The organism is Bacillus rhizoplanae (genome assembly GCF_917563915.1).
GTDB lineage: Bacteria > Bacillota > Bacilli > Bacillales > Bacillaceae_G > Bacillus_A > Bacillus_A rhizoplanae.
The window spans coordinates 1-17,244 of record NZ_CAKJTI010000009.1 but is presented as its reverse complement, the minus strand read 5'-3'; the positions used below and the strand labels follow the sequence as shown (position 1 = coordinate 17,244).

Annotated in this window: 12 protein-coding genes, 16 tRNA genes and 1 rRNA gene; 2 read left to right on the top strand and 27 right to left on the bottom strand. The window is 37.0% G+C overall.

The window, feature by feature from the left end; all coding sequences use genetic code 11:
- Nucleotides 1-70: 70 nt before the first annotated feature.
- Both floT and LRP84_RS10905 read right to left on the bottom strand, forming a co-directional pair.
- On the bottom strand, nt 71-1,603 hold the full coding sequence (floT, locus tag LRP84_RS10910; protein WP_230575091.1) for a flotillin lipid rafts scaffold protein FloT: 1,533 nt from the start codon (nt 1,601-1,603) through the stop codon (nt 71-73).
- 15 nt (nt 1,604-1,618) lie between these two features.
- On the bottom strand, nt 1,619-2,161 hold the full coding sequence (locus tag LRP84_RS10905) for an NfeD family membrane protein (RefSeq protein ID WP_230575216.1): 543 nt from the start codon (nt 2,159-2,161) through the stop codon (nt 1,619-1,621).
- 891 nt (nt 2,162-3,052) lie between these two features.
- Between LRP84_RS10905 and opuD the strand changes: the two genes are divergently transcribed.
- Both opuD and LRP84_RS10895 read left to right on the top strand, forming a co-directional pair.
- Complete coding sequence (gene opuD / locus LRP84_RS10900; RefSeq protein WP_230575090.1) at nt 3,053-4,603, top strand: glycine betaine transporter OpuD; 1,551 nt, start codon at nt 3,053-3,055, stop codon at nt 4,601-4,603.
- Between the two features lie 230 nt (nt 4,604-4,833).
- On the top strand, nt 4,834-6,096 hold the full coding sequence (locus LRP84_RS10895) for a Rossmann-fold NAD(P)-binding domain-containing protein (RefSeq protein ID WP_230575089.1): 1,263 nt from the start codon (nt 4,834-4,836) through the stop codon (nt 6,094-6,096).
- A 192-nt stretch (nt 6,097-6,288) separates the two neighbouring features.
- On the opposite strand, the gene yhbH is transcribed toward LRP84_RS10895, so the two are convergent.
- The 25 genes from yhbH to rrf all read right to left on the bottom strand — a co-directional run bounded on the left by yhbH (nt 6,289) and on the right by rrf (nt 17,229).
- A complete protein-coding gene (gene yhbH / locus LRP84_RS10890; protein ID WP_230575088.1) occupies nt 6,289-7,464 on the bottom strand; it encodes a sporulation protein YhbH in 1,176 nt (391 codons plus the stop codon).
- A gap of 371 nt (nt 7,465-7,835) precedes the next feature.
- Nucleotides 7,836-9,731, bottom strand: a complete 1,896-nt coding sequence (locus LRP84_RS10885) for a PrkA family serine protein kinase (protein WP_230575087.1) — start codon at nt 9,729-9,731, stop codon at nt 7,836-7,838.
- 301 nt (nt 9,732-10,032) lie between these two features.
- Entirely contained in the window at nt 10,033-10,209 is a 177-nt protein-coding gene (locus LRP84_RS10880; protein ID WP_437438778.1) for a hypothetical protein, read from the bottom strand.
- 65 nt (nt 10,210-10,274) lie between these two features.
- Complete coding sequence (trmL, locus tag LRP84_RS10875; RefSeq protein WP_230575086.1) at nt 10,275-10,763, bottom strand: tRNA (uridine(34)/cytosine(34)/5-carboxymethylaminomethyluridine(34)-2'-O)-methyltransferase TrmL; 489 nt, start codon at nt 10,761-10,763, stop codon at nt 10,275-10,277.
- Nucleotides 10,764-10,818: 55 nt separating this feature from the next.
- Nucleotides 10,819-11,715, bottom strand: coding sequence for an amidase domain-containing protein (locus LRP84_RS10870; RefSeq protein ID WP_230575085.1), 897 nt, complete (start codon nt 11,713-11,715; stop codon nt 10,819-10,821).
- Nucleotides 11,716-11,764: 49 nt separating this feature from the next.
- Complete coding sequence (gene queG, locus LRP84_RS10865; RefSeq protein ID WP_230575084.1) at nt 11,765-12,904, bottom strand: tRNA epoxyqueuosine(34) reductase QueG; 1,140 nt, start codon at nt 12,902-12,904, stop codon at nt 11,765-11,767.
- 634 nt (nt 12,905-13,538) lie between these two features.
- Nucleotides 13,539-13,612: transfer RNA gene (locus LRP84_RS10860), tRNA-Gly, on the bottom strand.
- A gap of 113 nt (nt 13,613-13,725) precedes the next feature.
- Complete coding sequence (locus LRP84_RS10855) at nt 13,726-14,376, bottom strand: thioredoxin domain-containing protein (RefSeq protein ID WP_230575083.1); 651 nt, start codon at nt 14,374-14,376, stop codon at nt 13,726-13,728.
- Nucleotides 14,377-14,720: 344 nt separating this feature from the next.
- Nucleotides 14,721-15,488: a transglycosylase domain-containing protein gene (locus tag LRP84_RS10850; RefSeq protein WP_230575082.1), complete on the bottom strand. Its 768-nt coding sequence runs from the start codon at nt 15,486-15,488 to the stop codon at nt 14,721-14,723.
- A gap of 227 nt (nt 15,489-15,715) precedes the next feature.
- Nucleotides 15,716-15,797 (bottom strand) — tRNA-Leu (locus tag LRP84_RS10845).
- Nucleotides 15,798-15,803: 6 nt separating this feature from the next.
- Nucleotides 15,804-15,877, bottom strand: a tRNA-Cys gene (locus tag LRP84_RS10840).
- A gap of 10 nt (nt 15,878-15,887) precedes the next feature.
- Nucleotides 15,888-15,962, bottom strand: a tRNA-Gly gene (locus tag LRP84_RS10835).
- 5 nt (nt 15,963-15,967) lie between these two features.
- Nucleotides 15,968-16,042: transfer RNA gene (locus LRP84_RS10830), tRNA-Gln, on the bottom strand.
- 114 nt (nt 16,043-16,156) lie between these two features.
- Nucleotides 16,157-16,232: transfer RNA gene (locus LRP84_RS10825), tRNA-His, on the bottom strand.
- 10 nt (nt 16,233-16,242) lie between these two features.
- Nucleotides 16,243-16,316: transfer RNA gene (locus LRP84_RS10820), tRNA-Trp, on the bottom strand.
- A gap of 14 nt (nt 16,317-16,330) precedes the next feature.
- Nucleotides 16,331-16,414: transfer RNA gene (locus LRP84_RS10815), tRNA-Tyr, on the bottom strand.
- Between the two features lie 8 nt (nt 16,415-16,422).
- Nucleotides 16,423-16,498: transfer RNA gene (locus LRP84_RS10810), tRNA-Thr, on the bottom strand.
- 13 nt (nt 16,499-16,511) lie between these two features.
- Nucleotides 16,512-16,587: transfer RNA gene (locus tag LRP84_RS10805), tRNA-Phe, on the bottom strand.
- A gap of 8 nt (nt 16,588-16,595) precedes the next feature.
- Nucleotides 16,596-16,671 (bottom strand) — tRNA-Asp (locus LRP84_RS10800).
- Between the two features lie 2 nt (nt 16,672-16,673).
- Nucleotides 16,674-16,750, bottom strand: a tRNA-Met gene (locus tag LRP84_RS10795).
- A gap of 20 nt (nt 16,751-16,770) precedes the next feature.
- Nucleotides 16,771-16,846, bottom strand: a tRNA-Val gene (locus LRP84_RS10790).
- A gap of 4 nt (nt 16,847-16,850) precedes the next feature.
- Nucleotides 16,851-16,925: transfer RNA gene (locus tag LRP84_RS10785), tRNA-Glu, on the bottom strand.
- Nucleotides 16,926-16,934: 9 nt separating this feature from the next.
- Nucleotides 16,935-17,026: transfer RNA gene (locus LRP84_RS10780), tRNA-Ser, on the bottom strand.
- 3 nt (nt 17,027-17,029) lie between these two features.
- Nucleotides 17,030-17,104 (bottom strand) — tRNA-Asn (locus tag LRP84_RS10775).
- A gap of 9 nt (nt 17,105-17,113) precedes the next feature.
- Nucleotides 17,114-17,229: ribosomal RNA gene (rrf, locus tag LRP84_RS10770) — 5S ribosomal RNA — on the bottom strand.
- Nucleotides 17,230-17,244 lie beyond the last annotated feature (15 nt).

The following is a 17,244-nucleotide window of genomic DNA, read 5'->3' as shown; positions in this document are numbered from 1 at the left end:
TATTACATTTTCTAGTTAGCTATACTAAAATAACAACCCCTCTAGACACACGCTAGAGGGGTTATTATTTTTACTGCCCACTATTTTCCTTCTTACTTTCTTCCACTACTTCTACAACAGGCTTCTCACTAACAGGTTGCTGCACTGCACCTTTCCCTGCAAAACTTTCCAGCAATTCTTTTAGATCAATGCCAGAAGAAGCTTTTAATGTTTCTTGCATCGTTGCCATTAAATCTGTTGCATAGCCTGCTACTTTACCAGCACCGCTGTTTTTTCCACCGCCGCCTGTATCCACAACTGTAATTTTGTCGATATTACTAAGCGGGCTTGCAATTTCTTTCGCATAACTTGGTAACATTTTCAGTACCATATCCATAATCGCTGCTTGACCGTATAGTTCAAATGCTTCAGCAATTTTTTGTTTTGCTTCTGCTTCAGCAAGACCTTTCAGTTTAATAACATCCGCTTCTGCTGTACCTTGGGCTTTCTGTACTTCTGCTTTTGCTAAACCTTCAAAACGTACTTCTTCTGCACGTGCTCTTGCCTCCGCTTCAATTTTATACTGGTCTGCATCTGCTTTTTTAATTTGTTTCACTTTTTCTGCTTCAGCAGCTTGCTCAACTGCATAACGATCTGCATCTGCTTTTTTCTTTACTTCTGCGTCATATTGCTTTTCACGGCGAGCAATTTCTTTTTCTTCTAATTCAATTTGTTTTTCACGCTCAATAATTTTTACACGCATTTGCTCTTCTGTTACACCTTGTTGTGCTTTCGCCTGCTGTAATTCATATGAAAGGTCTGCATCAGCACGTGCTTGTTCTTGCTCTCTTTTATATGCTTGCACCTTTAATTCTTTATATTTCTCTGCTTCAGCGATTTGTGCATCGCGTTGATACTCTGCTGCTTTTGCTTCTTTTTCGGCACGTGCTTTTTCAATCCGTGCTTCTTTTTCTCGTTCTGCGTTTGCAATTTGTGCATCACGTTTTACTGTCGCAATTTGCGGTTGGCCAAGTGCATCTAAATATCCGTTTTTATCACTAATTTCTTTAATAGTAAATGATACAATGCGCAACCCCATCTTCTTCAAATCAGTAGAAGCAACCTCGTGTACTTTCTGTGCAAACTGTTCTCTGTTACTATACGCATCTTCTACTGTCATCGAAGAAAGAATTGCTCGCAAATGTCCTTCTAACACTTCTTTTGCCTCTACCTTTAGCTCTTCTGTTTCTTTCCCTAAATATTGCTCTGCCGCTGTTGATACTTCTTCAATTGTAGAACCCACTTTAATAATAGAAACACCATTTACTGTTACAGGAACACCTTGTTTTGTATATGTATCACGCGTTCCTACTTCTAACTTATAGTTTAATAAGCTAAGAGGTTCTGCTTGTTGCATAATTGGCACAACAAATGTACCGCCCCCGCGAATAATCTTAATCTTCTTACCATCATCTGTTGTAACAACATTTTTTCCACTGCCTAGTCCGCTTCCCGTTACAATCAACGCTTCATCTGGACCAACAGTACGATATTTTGTAATAAAGACTAAAATAAGGATAGCTAATATCGCTAATAAAACACCGCCGATAATTAATGGAACCATATTAAATCCTCCTTATCATTTTGGTTTCTTTAAAGAAACAGCTAAATTTTGCACAAGTAAAACACCATCTTGCACAGCTTCAACAATGACATAAGATCCTTGTAAAATATCTTTCTTTCCTATCGTTTTAGCTGGCATCGCATTACTGCCAAATTGAGAAGACACCAGCACCTCACCAAAACCTTCTTTCGGAATCGTAATCAGCACTTCACCCTTGCAGCCAATAAATTCATCCATGCGCTGCACTGTATTTTGTTCCGCTTTCGCAATCGGAGATAACACAAGCATTTTCATCATAATTACCCCAATAAGCGCAAGAAAAAAGGCAACGAAAAAAATAACAATACTTCCCCAAGAAAGCATATATTCAAAGATATATCCAAAACCACAAAACATAGCAAGAAAGCTAAATAGTATTGTTACAGGTGAAGTCGGTCCGCCTACTATGTGAAATAATGATTCAAACACATCACTAAAAAATAAATATATAACAGTAATGAATGTCGTTATAATAAACCCGTATAAGTAAATTATTTCAAGTCCATGGCTAAATAACAGCGCTTCCCCCTCCTTTCATCAATGCGTCCATCTTCTTATATGTATGCTCCCCTTTCAAATTTTATCTTTTTTAAAATTTTCGGTCATTTTATCTGTAGAAAAAGGGGCCTGCATCACAGACCCCTTAAAAAGGCACAAGAGGAGCCTGTAGTGACAGGCTCCTCCTCAAAAATAACCGGTATGTTATATATCCATATAATATATTATTTTACATAAAAAGTAAAGATGTACGCGCGTTAGAATTTTCTGAAAATTAATTCCACTTGATACTGACGGCGAACGAAAAACTATGAAAAACCAAATAATATTAATAATTGCTGTTGCAATACAAAGACTTATAACTCCTACAAAATCAGAGATAATAGCTTTTGATCCATTTTTATTCATCTAAAAATTATGGTATAATAAAAGGTAAATGATGTAAAATTATAGTTTATCGCTATTGATCGTAGTTGACACATTAATAATTGATGCGAATTATTTAACAAACAAATACAAAATATACACACCTCCTGCATAGCTTGTTGTCATTTACAATTTGATGAAAATCGCTCAAAGCTAACAGCAATGTTTAAAACAAAAATTAAAGACCGTCTCAAGAAAAAATGCTTTATTTATATAAAATGATTGACAATACTTGTTGGAAATATAACGCACTTAAATGGCAGAAAATGGTGAAAAAACGATATACAAAACTCTATTCGTAAACGTTTCAGTTTATCCCGCATTAACGGGCAGTAAGCCCCCCACTGACGGAAGTTTCACTTTATATTACCTCTATTACATTTTCTACTATCTATCATCGACTTCTAAGATCGTATTTTGACACCTCTCTTAAAAATTGTTATGGTTAATATAATTATTAATATTATTAACTAAAGGTGGGATTGGATGATCAAAAAAGAAAACAGTGTATTTTATATCTCTATTTTGCTAACAACCTTGTTTATTATATGGGGTGTACTTCCAGCAAAATGGATACAAGGCTATGATTTACAAAGTGTTACCTCGTCTTTGAACTCTTTTATCCTCAGTAATTTTGGATGGTTTTACTCTCTATTAATGACCGCAATGATTCTTTTAGCCGCGTACTTAGCATTTTCAAAATACGGTTCCATTCGTCTTGGTAAAGATGATGAAAAACCAAAATATAGTTACCTTTCATGGATTGCAATGTTATTTGGAGCTGGTATGGGAATCGGCCTCGTCTTTTATGGCATTTCCGAACCGCTATCACATTTAAATGCTCCTCTTACAGGTGAACCTGGCAGCCAACAAAGTGCTGAACTCGCAATGCAATATTCATTCTTCCATTGGGGATTATTCCCTTGGTCATTATATGCAATCGTCGCTTTAGTTCTTGCATACTTTACCTTTCGCAAACAAAAAGGTAGTACAATTAGCGCTGCAGTTACTCCTTTATTTAATCGATCGAAAACATCACCTATCGGAAAAACGGTTGATATTTTAGCCGTTTTAGCCACAGTATTCGGAATCGTTCCATCCGTAGGAATTGGTGCACAGCAAATTGCTAGTGGATTACATTACTTATTCCCTTCTATTAACAATACAGTTAGCACACAGCTCGTACTCATTTTAATCTTTACAGTCCTCTATTTAACGAGTGCACAAACAGGATTAGATCGTGGGATTAAATATTTGAGTAACTTGAACATTTCCCTTGCAGGAATTTTACTCGTTTCCTTTTTAATTTTCGGGCCAACTGTTTTTATTATAAAATATTTCATATCGACATTAGGATCTTATATAGGGTCCTTGCCAAGTATGAGCTTAAACTTAGGTGCTTTTAGTGAGCACGATTCTGCATGGATTGAAAAATGGACGCTCTTCTATTGGGGATGGTGGATTTCTTGGTCGCCATTCGTCGGTACATTTATTGCACGAATTTCACGCGGACGCACAATTCGTGAATTTATTTTCGGCGTTGTATTAGTCCCAACATTAATCTGCACATTTTGGTTTTCAGTATTCGGCGGAACAGCCATTCACATGGAGATGTTCCAATCGTTAGGAATCGCAGACGAAATTACAAAAAACGGTATAGAAACCGGTCTTTTTGCTGTCATTTCTCATTTACCATTTTCATCATTTCTAACAATTGTTGCGTTAATTTTAATCGCCACATTCTTTGTTACATCTGCGGACTCCGCGACGTTTGTTGTAGCCATGCAAACAAGTAATGGAAATTTATCTCCTAGCAATCGCTTAAAACTCATTTGGGGACTTACCATTTCGGCAATTGCAGCAATCTTATTACAAACAGGTGGTTTAAATGCGCTGCAAATTGCAGCAATCCTCGCAGCATTTCCATTTTCAATTGTTATTATATTAATGGTGACATCGCTATTTAAAGAATTACGAAAAGAAGCTTTTACAATACAACGAACACCAAAATCGCAAAGTGTGCAAAAAACTGGATAATCATCCTTTTCACTATTCCATCCGCAGTCTTACAAGTAGACTGCGGTTTTTTTCCATATTCATAGATTAAGTGAAACTTCTATCAGTGGGTTTTCCTTCATCCCCCACTGATAGTTAGTTGAACCAATCAGGCTTTTACGGGATAAACAGCGGATTTTTATGCATTTATGGACAAACAAATAATCCTTTCTTATGTGAAGAGAATATCTTAATCACATAGGAGGGAAAGCATGAAAGAAGAACAACTCATTCTTACTATACTTGGAAGCAGCGGCGGCGCTGCTCGCGCATTTTTATCTTTATTAAATCATGCCGTGAAAGATATTGATAATCCTTTATACTCTCAATTGCAAAACTGTTCGATTCATTTAATTGACATAAAACAAAAACCACAATCCTATTTTAAAGATATGTATCCTGCATTATACGAGAGTTTTACATTCCATGTGTTCGATCTAAGCGATAACGCATTATTTCGAAATCATCTACAAAAAACGGGGACAAACCTAGTCATTGATGCTTCCTTAGCAGATGCAGTAGAAATGTTAACATGCTGCAATGAATTTGGTGTGCATTATATTAATACAGCACTGCAATCACCAAAAATCGATGCGAATGAGCATATAAAACGCTTCAGTTTACTAGAAAGACAAAATTTCTTTGAAGAGCATAAACCTACCTTCACACAAATGACAGGTATTATTTGTTCCGGTATGAATCCCGGCGTCGTCCAATGGATGGCAATTAAATTAATGAAGCAAAGTCCTACGGAAATCCCCCTTGCTTGTTTCATCGTCGAACACGATACAACTTTCTATCATGATCCAACTCTTATTAAAGAAAAAACAGTATACTCGACATGGTCTCCAGCAGGTTTTTTAGAAGAAGGCATTTTAAACTATCCTCTTTTTATGAAACATCAAACTCCCATCCTCTTATGTAACACTGCTTATGAACAAGAATTTAAAGTAACGTTAGGAGAGAAACAGTTTTTCGGTTGTTTAATGGGGCATGAAGAAGTAATTAATCTCGGAAAATTATACGACATGGAGGTCGGTTTTTTATATCGTATCAATGATTATATGACACAATTAATTCATGACAATCAACATAATATTGATGAACTATGGAGCTGGAATCATCACGTATTAAATCCAGAAAACGGACAACTCATCGGTGAAGATTTAATTGGTGTCTTACTTGTGTATAAAGACAAAGAGGTATATATGTACAACACCACTGCTACCCAGGATGTGTACACACAATACGGAACAAATGCAACTTATTTTCAAGTGGCTTGCGGTGTTTACGGTGCCCTCACTAGCCTCTTACTCGATAATTTACCGCTTGGTTGTTATTTTGTAGATGAACTTCTTTTAAATACAAATTCGAAGTATGGTGATTATCTTTCTTATTATATGAAAGATTTTGTAATAGGAGAAAATAGTACGACAGATGGTTTATTATTTGATCGTATAAAAAAGATTGAGTAGTTTTTCCTACTCAATCTTTTCTACTACATAATATTTTAAACTAGTGTAATGATCTATTGAAAACTACTCCTCAACTTTTGGAAGTTGAAATAAATACTCCATCCAACCCCATATTAAATAACTTTAACACTCCCATACATAAACCTATATACAAATAATTTAATCAACAAAAAAACCCCTTCACTTAGGGGTTTAAGCCATCTTTTCCTTCGATTCTTCTCGGAAAAAGCTCTTCATCGCATGAAACACGTCAGCTTTTTGTTTTAAAATATAATAGCGAAACTTCTCATCTTTCACATTTTTATAGGCTGACATGAGTGTACTATGACGATTATACTGATTCACTTCTCCATACCCAAACATATTAGATACTTTCATTAATTCTTGCACAAGTTTCACACAGCGGGCATTATCAGATGTTAAATTATCTCCATCCGAGAAGTGGAACGGGTATATGTTATAGCGTTCCGGAGAATATTTTGTTTCAATCAGTTCTAATGCTTTTCTGTATGCCGATGAACAAATTGTTCCGCCGCTTTCACCTTTTGAGAAAAATTCTTCTTCTGTAACAACTTTTGCTTCTGTATGGTGTGCGATAAATTCAATATCTACTGTTTCATATTTCGTACGTAAAAAACGGGCCATCCAGAAGAAAAAGCTACGAGCCATATATTTTTCCCAAAGTCCCATCGAACCGCTCGTATCCATCATTGCTAACACAACAGCTTTTGATTCTGGCTTCAAGACTTCGTTCCACGTACGGAATTTTAAATCTTCTCGTTTTATTGGATGAAAAGCTGGATTGCCATTCATTGCATTTCGTTTATAAGCAGATATCATTGTCCGTTTTTTATCAATGTTTCCCCAAAGTCCTGTTTTACGAATGTCGTTAAATTCAATGTGTTCAATACGATTTTCATCCAGTTCTTTACGCTGTAAATTAGGAAGCTCTAATTCTTTAAAAAATGCTTGCTCAAGCTCTAAAATCGATACTTCCGCCTCGTAATAATCTTCTCCTGCAGAGTCTCCTGCTCCTTGCCCTTTTCCTGGTCCTTTTTGCTTTTGGCCGCTCGATCCATCTCTCGCTACGACATCACCGACTTTACTATCCCCTGTTCCTTGACCAACATGTTTATTTTTATCATAGTTATAACGAATTTTATATTCATCTAGTGAACGAATTGGTATTTTTACAACATCCCTACCATTGGACATGATAATACTTTCTTCTGTAACAAGGTCTGGTAAATTATTTTTTATTGCCTCTTGCACTTTTTCTTGATGACGTTGTTGATCATCATGCCCTTTACGATGGAGGGACCAATTTTCCTGTGAAACCGTATAATTATATTGATTTTCTTCTGCCATTCCTTTCCCTCCTTACATAATTTTTTATACTTTCACTTAAACACAGATTAAAACACGAAAATCCTACTAAGAGAAATTTACTTTTACATTAATAAAAAAACTGATACACTTTCACAATTAAGAAAGAAACACAATGCATTGTTGCACACTTTACAGCTGCACAACATATTGTATTGTGTTGACTTTTTTCTGTATGAATGGTTGGTTACTCTATCATATGCTCGTGGTGAAAATAATTGACAAATAAATTCATAAGATTGCATTTAAATTTACTCATAGTAGACAAGCACCTCTTATAGTCGAAAATAAAATATAAAAAAAAAACTGCCCCTTTCCAAGAGACAGCTTTTCTTTTTCTACAACTATGATTATTATCGATTTAACAAACTACCTACATAACGCAATAATTCATTGGCAGATGTGGAATTGTAGCCATGTTCATCAATTAATCGTGCTACAACATTATTAATTTTCTTCAGCTGATTTTCATCCGGCGTTTTCGTTGAAGTCGTAATCTTCACAACATCCTTCAAATCGGCAAATAATTTCTTCTGGATTGCTTCACGAAGACGCTCATGTGAATTATAATCAAATCGCTTCCCTTTGCGAGCATATGCAGAGATACGAATTAAAATCTCTTCACGGAACGCTTTCTTCGCATTTTCAGAAATGCCAATTTGTTCTTCAATAGAGCGCATAAGTTTTTCATCCGCACTCATTTCTTCTCCAGTTAATGGATCGCGTAGTTTTGATTTATTGCAGTATGCTTCTACGTTATCTAAATAATTATCCATAAGTGTCTTCGCAGATTCTTCATATGAATATACAAATGCTTTTTGTACTTCTTTCTTCGCAATTTCATCATACTCTTTACGTGCTAATGAAATGAAATTCATATAGCGCTCACGATCTTCATTGCTAATAGATGGATGTTGATCTAATCCATCCTTTAAAGAACGTAATACATCTAAAGCATTAATTGATGCTATTTCTTTACGAATAATTGTAGAAGAAATACGATTGATAACATAACGCGGATCAATTCCACTCATACCTTCATCTTGATATTCGCGCTGCAGTTCCTCTACATCAATAGAATTGTATCCTTCTACCATTTCACCATCATATAAACGCATTTTCTTAATTAAATCGATGTCTGGCCGCTTCGGATCTTTTAAGCGTGTTAAGATTGTAAACATTGCTGCAACGCGAAGTGTATGCGGTGCAATATGAACATCAGAAACATCACTTTCATGAATCATTTTCTCATAAATATGCTCTTCCTCACTTACCCGTAAGTTATATGGAACTGGCATTACAATAATCCGCGAATGAAGTGCTTCATTTTTCTTATTAGAAATAAAAGAACGATATTCTGTTTCGTTCGTATGTGCAACAATTAATTCATCTGCTGAGATCAGTGCAAATCGGCCTGCTTTAAAATTCCCTTCTTGCGTTAACGATAATAAATGCCATAAAAACTTTTCGTCACATTTTAACATCTCTTGAAATTCCATCATCCCACGGTTCGCTTTATTTAATTCTCCGTCAAAGCGGTAAGCGCGTGGATCTGATTCTGAACCATATTCAGCAATAGTAGAAAAATCAATACTACCTGTTAAATCAGCAATATCTTGTGATTTTGGATCAGATGGACTAAATGTTCCAATCCCTGTTCTGCGATCTTCTGAGAAGAAAATACGCTCCACAATTACATCTTCAATTCTGCCTCCATACTCTTTTTCCAGGCGCATTAAGTTTAATGGTGACAAGTTCCCTTCAATTCGTACGCCATACTCTACATAAAAATCATCACGTAAATGATGAGGAATAAGATGAAGCGGATCTTCATGCATTGGGCATCCTTTTATTGCAAAAACCGAACCGCGATCTGTATGTGAATATGCCTCTAATCCACGCTTTAACATCGTAACCAATGTAGATTTCCCACCACTAACTGGTCCCATTAATAATAAAATCCGTTTTCTTACATCTAAACGTTTTGCAGATGGATGAAAATACTCTTCTACAAGACGCTCTAATGCTTCTTCTAATCCAAATAATTGATTACTGAAGAAATTATATTTTCTCAGGCCGTCTACTTCCTCAATTCCAGCATCCTTAATCATATTATAAATACGAGAATGTGCTGTTTGTGCCACCCATGGTCTTTCTTTAAGAAGTTCTAAATAATCAGCAAATGTCCCTTCCCACTTTAAACGTTCTTCTGTTTCCCGGTGCTGTTCGATTTTCTTTAAAATATCCATTATAGCTCCTCCCCCATCTCCTTGTTCAAGCGGATTATTATAAAAGTATGCGAGGATGTCCTTAAACATTCGTACGAATCAAAATGAAATCGCACACAAACTTTATAAATTTTATTACCAAAATTGAAAGAAAATTCGATATAATACAAGTAATAGGAGATAAATATGAATGGGGGGCTAAATTCTCATGAAACTTTTATTAATTTTAGGTGTTATGCTCACATTTCTCACTGCTATTTTCACATCAGGATACAATGATAAGCCAGGAACAAAATAAAAAAAGTGATGAGCTTGACGCTCATCACTTTTTATCTGTCATAAAATAAAATCTCTCAATATCGCTTATAGAAAGAGGCTTATTAAAATAATAACCTTGGGCTAAGATCGCATTTTTTTCTTTCAAAAATTGAATTTGTTCTGCCTCCTCTACTCCTTCGGCAATGATATTCAACCCTAATAAAATTTGTCGTTTTTTCAAACACATGCAAACCTTTATTAAAAAATATTAGTTTTTTTCAAAAAAAAACCGTCATATGACGGTTTTTAATAAACAATTTCTACATCTAACCCCGGATAATTTTGCTGGCGCAATGCCTCATAAATTAAAATTGCTGCAGTGTTAGATAGGTTTAAAGAACGGACTTTATCAGTCATTGGGATGCGTAAGCAATGATCAAAATTATGTTCAATCACATTTGCTGGAAGACCGTTTGTTTCTCTTCCAAATACGAAATAGTAATCTTGTTCTACATTGCCATAATCAAATGTTGTGTGTGCTTTCTCACCATACTTTGTTAAGTAGAAAAACTCACCATTTGCATTTTTTTCATAAAATTCCTCAATAGAATCATAATACGTAATTTTTACGTGCTCCCAATAATCTAATCCAGCACGCTTTAACGCTTTATCGTCAGTAGAAAATCCAAGCGGTCTAATTAAATGTAATTCCGTACCCGTTGCTGCACAAGTACGCGCAATATTACCTGTATTCGCTGGAATTTCTGGTTGATATAAAACAACATGTATTCCCACAATGTTCACCTCAATCTTTTTCTACTACGTATTATACCACTTGGACAAAAAATCTCTAGTCGTTATCGAGAATATGAAAAAACTTATATTTCATTTGCGGTGTATACTTACTTGAATCTTCATAATTCCAATAACGCCTGCGGCTATTGGCAGAATGCGCATTTACAAGAGGCATACCATTCGCATCTTTTGCTACGACAATCGTCGTATGATTCCATCTTCCATCATTTTCAAAATCATACACAATCACATCTCCAAGCATAAGATCTTCTGGTTTCTCCATTTGCTTTGCTCGAAGTCCTATAGAAGCACTTGACAGGTACCAATGAAAAGAATGAGCTACCGCCCAGCTCCAGCTCCATTGGCTGTTTTGCTGCCACCATCCACTGCGAATATTCGGATATCCAGTCATCGGTGTTTCCCCAGCATGAAGACATTGTGAAATAAAATTTGTGCAATTATCAGGGAAGTTTTGATAAGCTGGATTGCGGTCATCCCACCAACGCTCTGCATATTTCACTGCCTCTAATCGATTATAACTGTATGGGACATATTGTCCTTTTCCCTTTGTTATTTCACGTTCTAGCGTTCCAATTTTCTGTTCATCCATTGATGTTCCAAGCATTATATCTTGCGTGATACATCCAGCTTCTAATCGTAAACGCCTCTCCATTTGTTCCTCTTCTACATAAAATAAATGATGATGACGAATGAAATACTGAAAATGAATTTGATAATCTACCTCATCATAGTTAACGCCTTTTAACTGTCTAATAAAAGATACATTAGCATTACTCTTTACAATTTCAGCATTTCGCTGCTTAAAGAGCTCCCGTTTACGTTGTAACATATCAACAATATCATCTGAAATTTCTTGTTCATCAATACGTTTATTTGCTATATAATCCAATTGCCTTTGAAGACATTCTTGAAGGTGCTGTTTTACAAACATAATGTTTCCCTCCCCCTTATTACAATATGAGGGAAGGAAAGATAATCTGCTATTTTTTCTCAGCTAATAGTTCAAGACCACGATTCATTTCATAAAGTACCTCTTCATCTTTCTCTCGTTCTTTTGCTTTTTCAATAGCCTCTTGCACCCCTTCTCCGCCAATTTTCCCTAGTGCCCACGCTGCCGTTCCACGAATAACAGGACGAGGATCTTCTTTCATTAAGGCAACTAAATCAGGAATAGCAGTCGTATCTTTAAAATGTGCAAGCGCCAAAATCGCATTTCTCTGTAACGGCTTTTTCCCCCGCCATGACCCAGACATAATGCCATACTTTTCTTTAAAATCACGATTGCTAATCGTAAGAAGAGGTTTTAATAATGGCTTTACGAGCTCTGGATCTGGCTCCATTTCCGGATGATTATGAAAATCTTTTCCTTTGTTTTTTGGACAAACAGTTTGACACGTATCACACCCGTAAATGCGGTTTCCAATCTTATCTCGATATTCTTCCGGAAGAAAACCTTTCGTTTGCGTTAAAAATGCAATACATTTTTGGGAATTTAATTGTCCCCCTTGTACAAGCGCTCCTGTTGGACACACATCAATGCACTTTGTACAACTCCCGCATTGATCTTCAATTGGAGTATCTGGAGGAAAAGGAATATTTGTAATCATCTCACCTAAATAGACATATGAACCAAACTCTGGTGTAATAATGGAGCAATTCTTTGCACTCCATCCAATGCCCGCTCGCTCTGAAACAGCTCGATCACTTAATTCTCCCGTATCTACCATCGATTTTACTTCTATCTCCGGTAAACGTTCAATTAAATATGCTTCCAGCTTCTCTAAACGATCACGCAAAATAAGATGATAATCTTTCCCCCAAGAAGCACGGCAAAAAATGCCTCGTCGCTCCCCTGGTTTGCTTAGTGGTGCATTTTTCAGCTTTGAGGGATAAGCCAATGCAATAGCAATAATTGATTTTGCACCCGGCAATAATAATTGCGGATTCGTTCTTTTCTCTATATCCGATTCTTCAAATCCAGATTGATATCCTAATTGTTGCTGCTGCATAAGTCGTTGCTTTAACTCTTCAAATGGTGAAGCGCTTGTAAAGCCTATTTTATCAATTCCAATTGTTTTACTATAAGCTATCACATCTTGCTTTAATTGTTCGAAGTTCACACTTACTCTGCTACTGAAAATGTGTACAAACATACCCACTTAGACTTTTCTTGCTTCTACAAACCCAATCTCGTCACTTTGGTTTGTGTCGTTCCCCATAGGCTTAATTTTTTGCCTAGCCATCGGTATATATATGTTGGTTGATTAAATTCATACAACATATGCTGCTTATTGAGGTTCCGCCTCTTTTCAGTAACAGTTTTACCACCTTTCTTTTTATAAAGTGAAACTTCCATCAGTGGGGTTTTTTTTCATCCCCCACTGATGGTTAGTTGAACCAATCGGGCTTTTACGGGTAGTTATCCCCCACCTATCTTCCTCGCTGCTCTCTAAATCTTGAGGTGGGGGTCTTACTGCCCGTTAATATGGGAAAATCCATATAGAGGTTGCTGTTCACACTTCAATGTCCTCATTAATTATACTTCATTTACATTTACAAATAATTCGCTATTTCTCAATATATTAATTGATAAACATTTCATTTTGTTATAACAATATATATCATAGGAAATTCCACATTACTATTTTCACGTATATTCATGCATTCCAAACATAAAAAAACGCAATACCTCGTTTATCTGAGAAACGAAACACTGCGTTGATCACAATTATTATAGAAATTTGGAATGATATCTGGAGCGGGTGAAGAGAATCGAACTCTCGACCAGAGCTTGGAAGGCTCTTGTTTTACCACTAAACTACACCCGCAAATATAAAGAAAATATTAATTTTTTGTTAACTTATGTTAAGAAGTATAGCATGGAATATGAGGTGTTGCAAGAATTTTATCGAAAAAAGTCGAAAAAGTGATGAATTACTCATCACTTTTTCGACTCTTTATCAATTGCAGCTTTAATACTATCGTAGTCTGGATTAACAAGCTTACCATTTACGTATATGGATGGTGCACCTTGTACTTTTAATTTCTGAGCAAGGTCAAGATCCTTCTGTACTTTATCTTTTACTTCCTTACTATTTAAATCCTTTTTAAACTCCGTTATATCAATACTAGGAAGCTTTTGCTTTACTATATCTACTAATAAATCCTCTGTAATCCACTCTTCTTGTTCATTCTGTTGCTTTTGATATATTTCATCATAAAATGTCCAAAAAGCTTTTGGATCTTGCTTATAAATTGCTTCCCCGGCAGCTGCTCCTAAATCAGAATCTTTCCCAATGAATGGAAAGTTAATAAAATGCAGCTGAACTTTCCCTTTGTTAATATAATCTTCTTTTAAACGTGGTAATACTGTTGCATCCCATGTACGACAAGCTGGACATTTAAAGTCTCCAAACTCAACAACATGAATTGGAGCATCTTTCTCTCCTAACGATTGTTGTGTACCATATAAAAACGTATCTTTTCCTTTTTCCTTCTTATCATTCACAATGCTATATGCAATTGTCCCAATTACAATAAGTACCGCGATAGAAAAAATAACACCGAGAATTATAATATTTTTTGATTTCATACACATTCCTCTTTAATGTTTTTATTCTTTGTATGATGCTTATATACATTATTCATGATATCAATTCTCATATAAACAGTCCATTGAAGTTGCTCACAAAATAAGCAAAATTAAACAAATGTGACAATATTGTGTCTCACTTCGCTTAAATTCATTCACGTAAAGTGAAACTTCCATCAGTGGGGATTTTCTTCATCCCCCACTGATGGTTAGTTGAACCAATCAGGCTCTTACGGGCAGTTATCCCCCACCTATCTTCTTCGCTCTCTCTAAATCTTGAGATGGGGGCCTTATTGCCCTAAAGTAGCGGGATAAAAAAGAGTAAGTTCATTTTGAACTTACTCTTAACTAACCGCCTTTACATGCTGTACTGGCTGATTTTTAGGAATATCCTGACGAATGACAAGCTTTTCATTTGTAGCTTGTACATATTCTGCATGAGTAATATACCCTTCTTGCTCCATAAGCTTTAACACAATATCACGTCTTTCTACAGCTTTATCATAATGTTGTATTGGTGAATAATAAGTTGGAGCTTTCACAACAGCTGCAAGCATAGCACTTTCACTCAATGTTAATTGATCTACCTCTTTACCGAAATAAAGTTTGGCTGCTTCCTCAACTCCCCATGCTCCTTCTCCATAATAAATATTACTTAAGTACAATTTTAAAATATCATCTTTCGTAAATGTTCGTTCTATTTTTTTTGTATAGAAAACTTCATCCCATTTACGAGAAAATGTTCGTTCATTTGTTAAAAAAACATTTTTTGCAAGTTGCTGAGTTATTGTACTACCACCTTGTACAACATGACCAGCCTTTATATTTTCTACTGTCGCTCTGACAATTGCAATATAGTCTAATCCATTATGATGATAGAAGCGCTTATCTTCAGTTGCAATAAATGCATTACCTAACTGCTCTGGCACCTCAAAATGAACAGGTACTTTCAATTTACTTATATCTTTGTTTTCAATCATTTTATTTCCAGCAAATAATAATGCACAGCCTAGTAATAATAATAATATAAGAGCTCTATAAAAAATTTTTGTTATCGGAGTTAAAGTAATATGATGATCAAAGGCAGTACGATGTACTGTTCGTTCTTTCACAACAGACACCCCCATTTCTTCTAACATTCATTGTTCTTAATTTAAGAATACCTTGCTTTTTAAAAATATCCAATCGATTTCTCTTACAACTTCCTTACAAAGTTGTAATTTAAATGAAAGAAAAAAACGTTTTCTACTGCTGTAGAAAACGCTTGATATAATCAAATTATTCACGCCTATTATACGTCTAGAAACACAAAAAAAACGAGTTATCCTCGTCTAAACAGTACCGATGGTCGGGGTCGAACCGACACTCCTTACGGAACACGATTTTGAGTCGTGCGCGTCTGCCAATTCCGCCACATCGGCATAATATGGAGGCGGCAACCGGATTCGAACCGGTGGTAAAGGTTTTGCAGACCTCTGCCTTACCACTTGGCTATGCCGCCATATTAAATTTGGAGCGGAAGACGGGATTCGAACCCGCGACCCCAACCTTGGCAAGGTTGTATTCTACCACTGAACTACTTCCGCAAAAATGGCTGGGCTAGCTGGATTCGAACCAGCGCATGACGGAGTCAAAGTCCGTTGCCTTACCGCTTGGCTATAGCCCATCGAATTATTAATACATTATATGATTTATTATCATTTTTATTACTTTAAATATCCAAACTCGACATTTAGTATATTATCATAACTAATTTAATTTGTAAAGTAATATTTAAAAATGGGGCGACTGATGGGAATCGAACCCACGAGTGTCGGAGCCACAATCCGATGCGTTAACCACTTCGCCACAGCCGCCATGCTGTTTTGGCAGGGGCAGTAGGAATCGAACCCACGCCGGAGGTTTTGGAGACCTCTGTTCTACCGTTAAACTATGCCCCTATATAAAATGTAAATGGTGGAGGGGGGCAGATTCGAACTGCCGAACCCGAAGGAGCGGATTTACAGTCCGCCGCGTTTAGCCACTTCGCTACCCCTCCGACTTACATGGTGCCGGCTAGAGGACTTGAACCCCCAACCTACTGATTACAAGTCAGTTGCTCTACCAATTGAGCTAAGCCGGCAATATATCTAAAATGGTGGCTCGGGACGGAATCGAACCGCCGACACGAGGATTTTCAGTCCTCTGCTCTACCGACTGAGCTACCGAGCCTTCATAAATGGCGGTCCCGACCGGGGTCGAACCGGCGATCTCCTGCGTGACAGGCAGGCATGTTAACCACTACACCACGGGACCATTGGTTGCGGGGACAGGATTTGAACCTGCGACCTTCGGGTTATGAGCCCGACGAGCTACCAGACTGCTCCACCCCGCGACGATATTTATAAATTTATATGGTGGAGGATGACGGGATCGAACCGCCGACCCCCTGCTTGTAAGGCAGGTGCTCTCCCAGCTGAGCTAATCCTCCAAAGTGGTGACCCGTACGGGATTCGAACCCGTGTTACCGCCGTGAAAGGGCGGTGTCTTAACCACTTGACCAACGGGCCAAAATGTTATGGCGGAGAGCAAGGGATTCGAACCCTTGATACGCTTATGACGTATACACGATTTCCAATCGTGCTCCTTCGGCCATCTCGGACAGCTCTCCAATTGGCTCCGCAGGTAGGACTCGAACCTACGACCGATCGGTTAACAGCCGATAGCTCTACCACTGAGCTACTGCGGAATAATACAAGCCTGGCAACGTCCTACTCTCACAGGGACAAGGTCCCAACTACCATCGGCGCTAGAGAGCTTAACTTCCGTGTTCGGTATGGGAACGGGTGTGACCTCTCTGCCATCATTACCAGACTTATGAAGGTATAT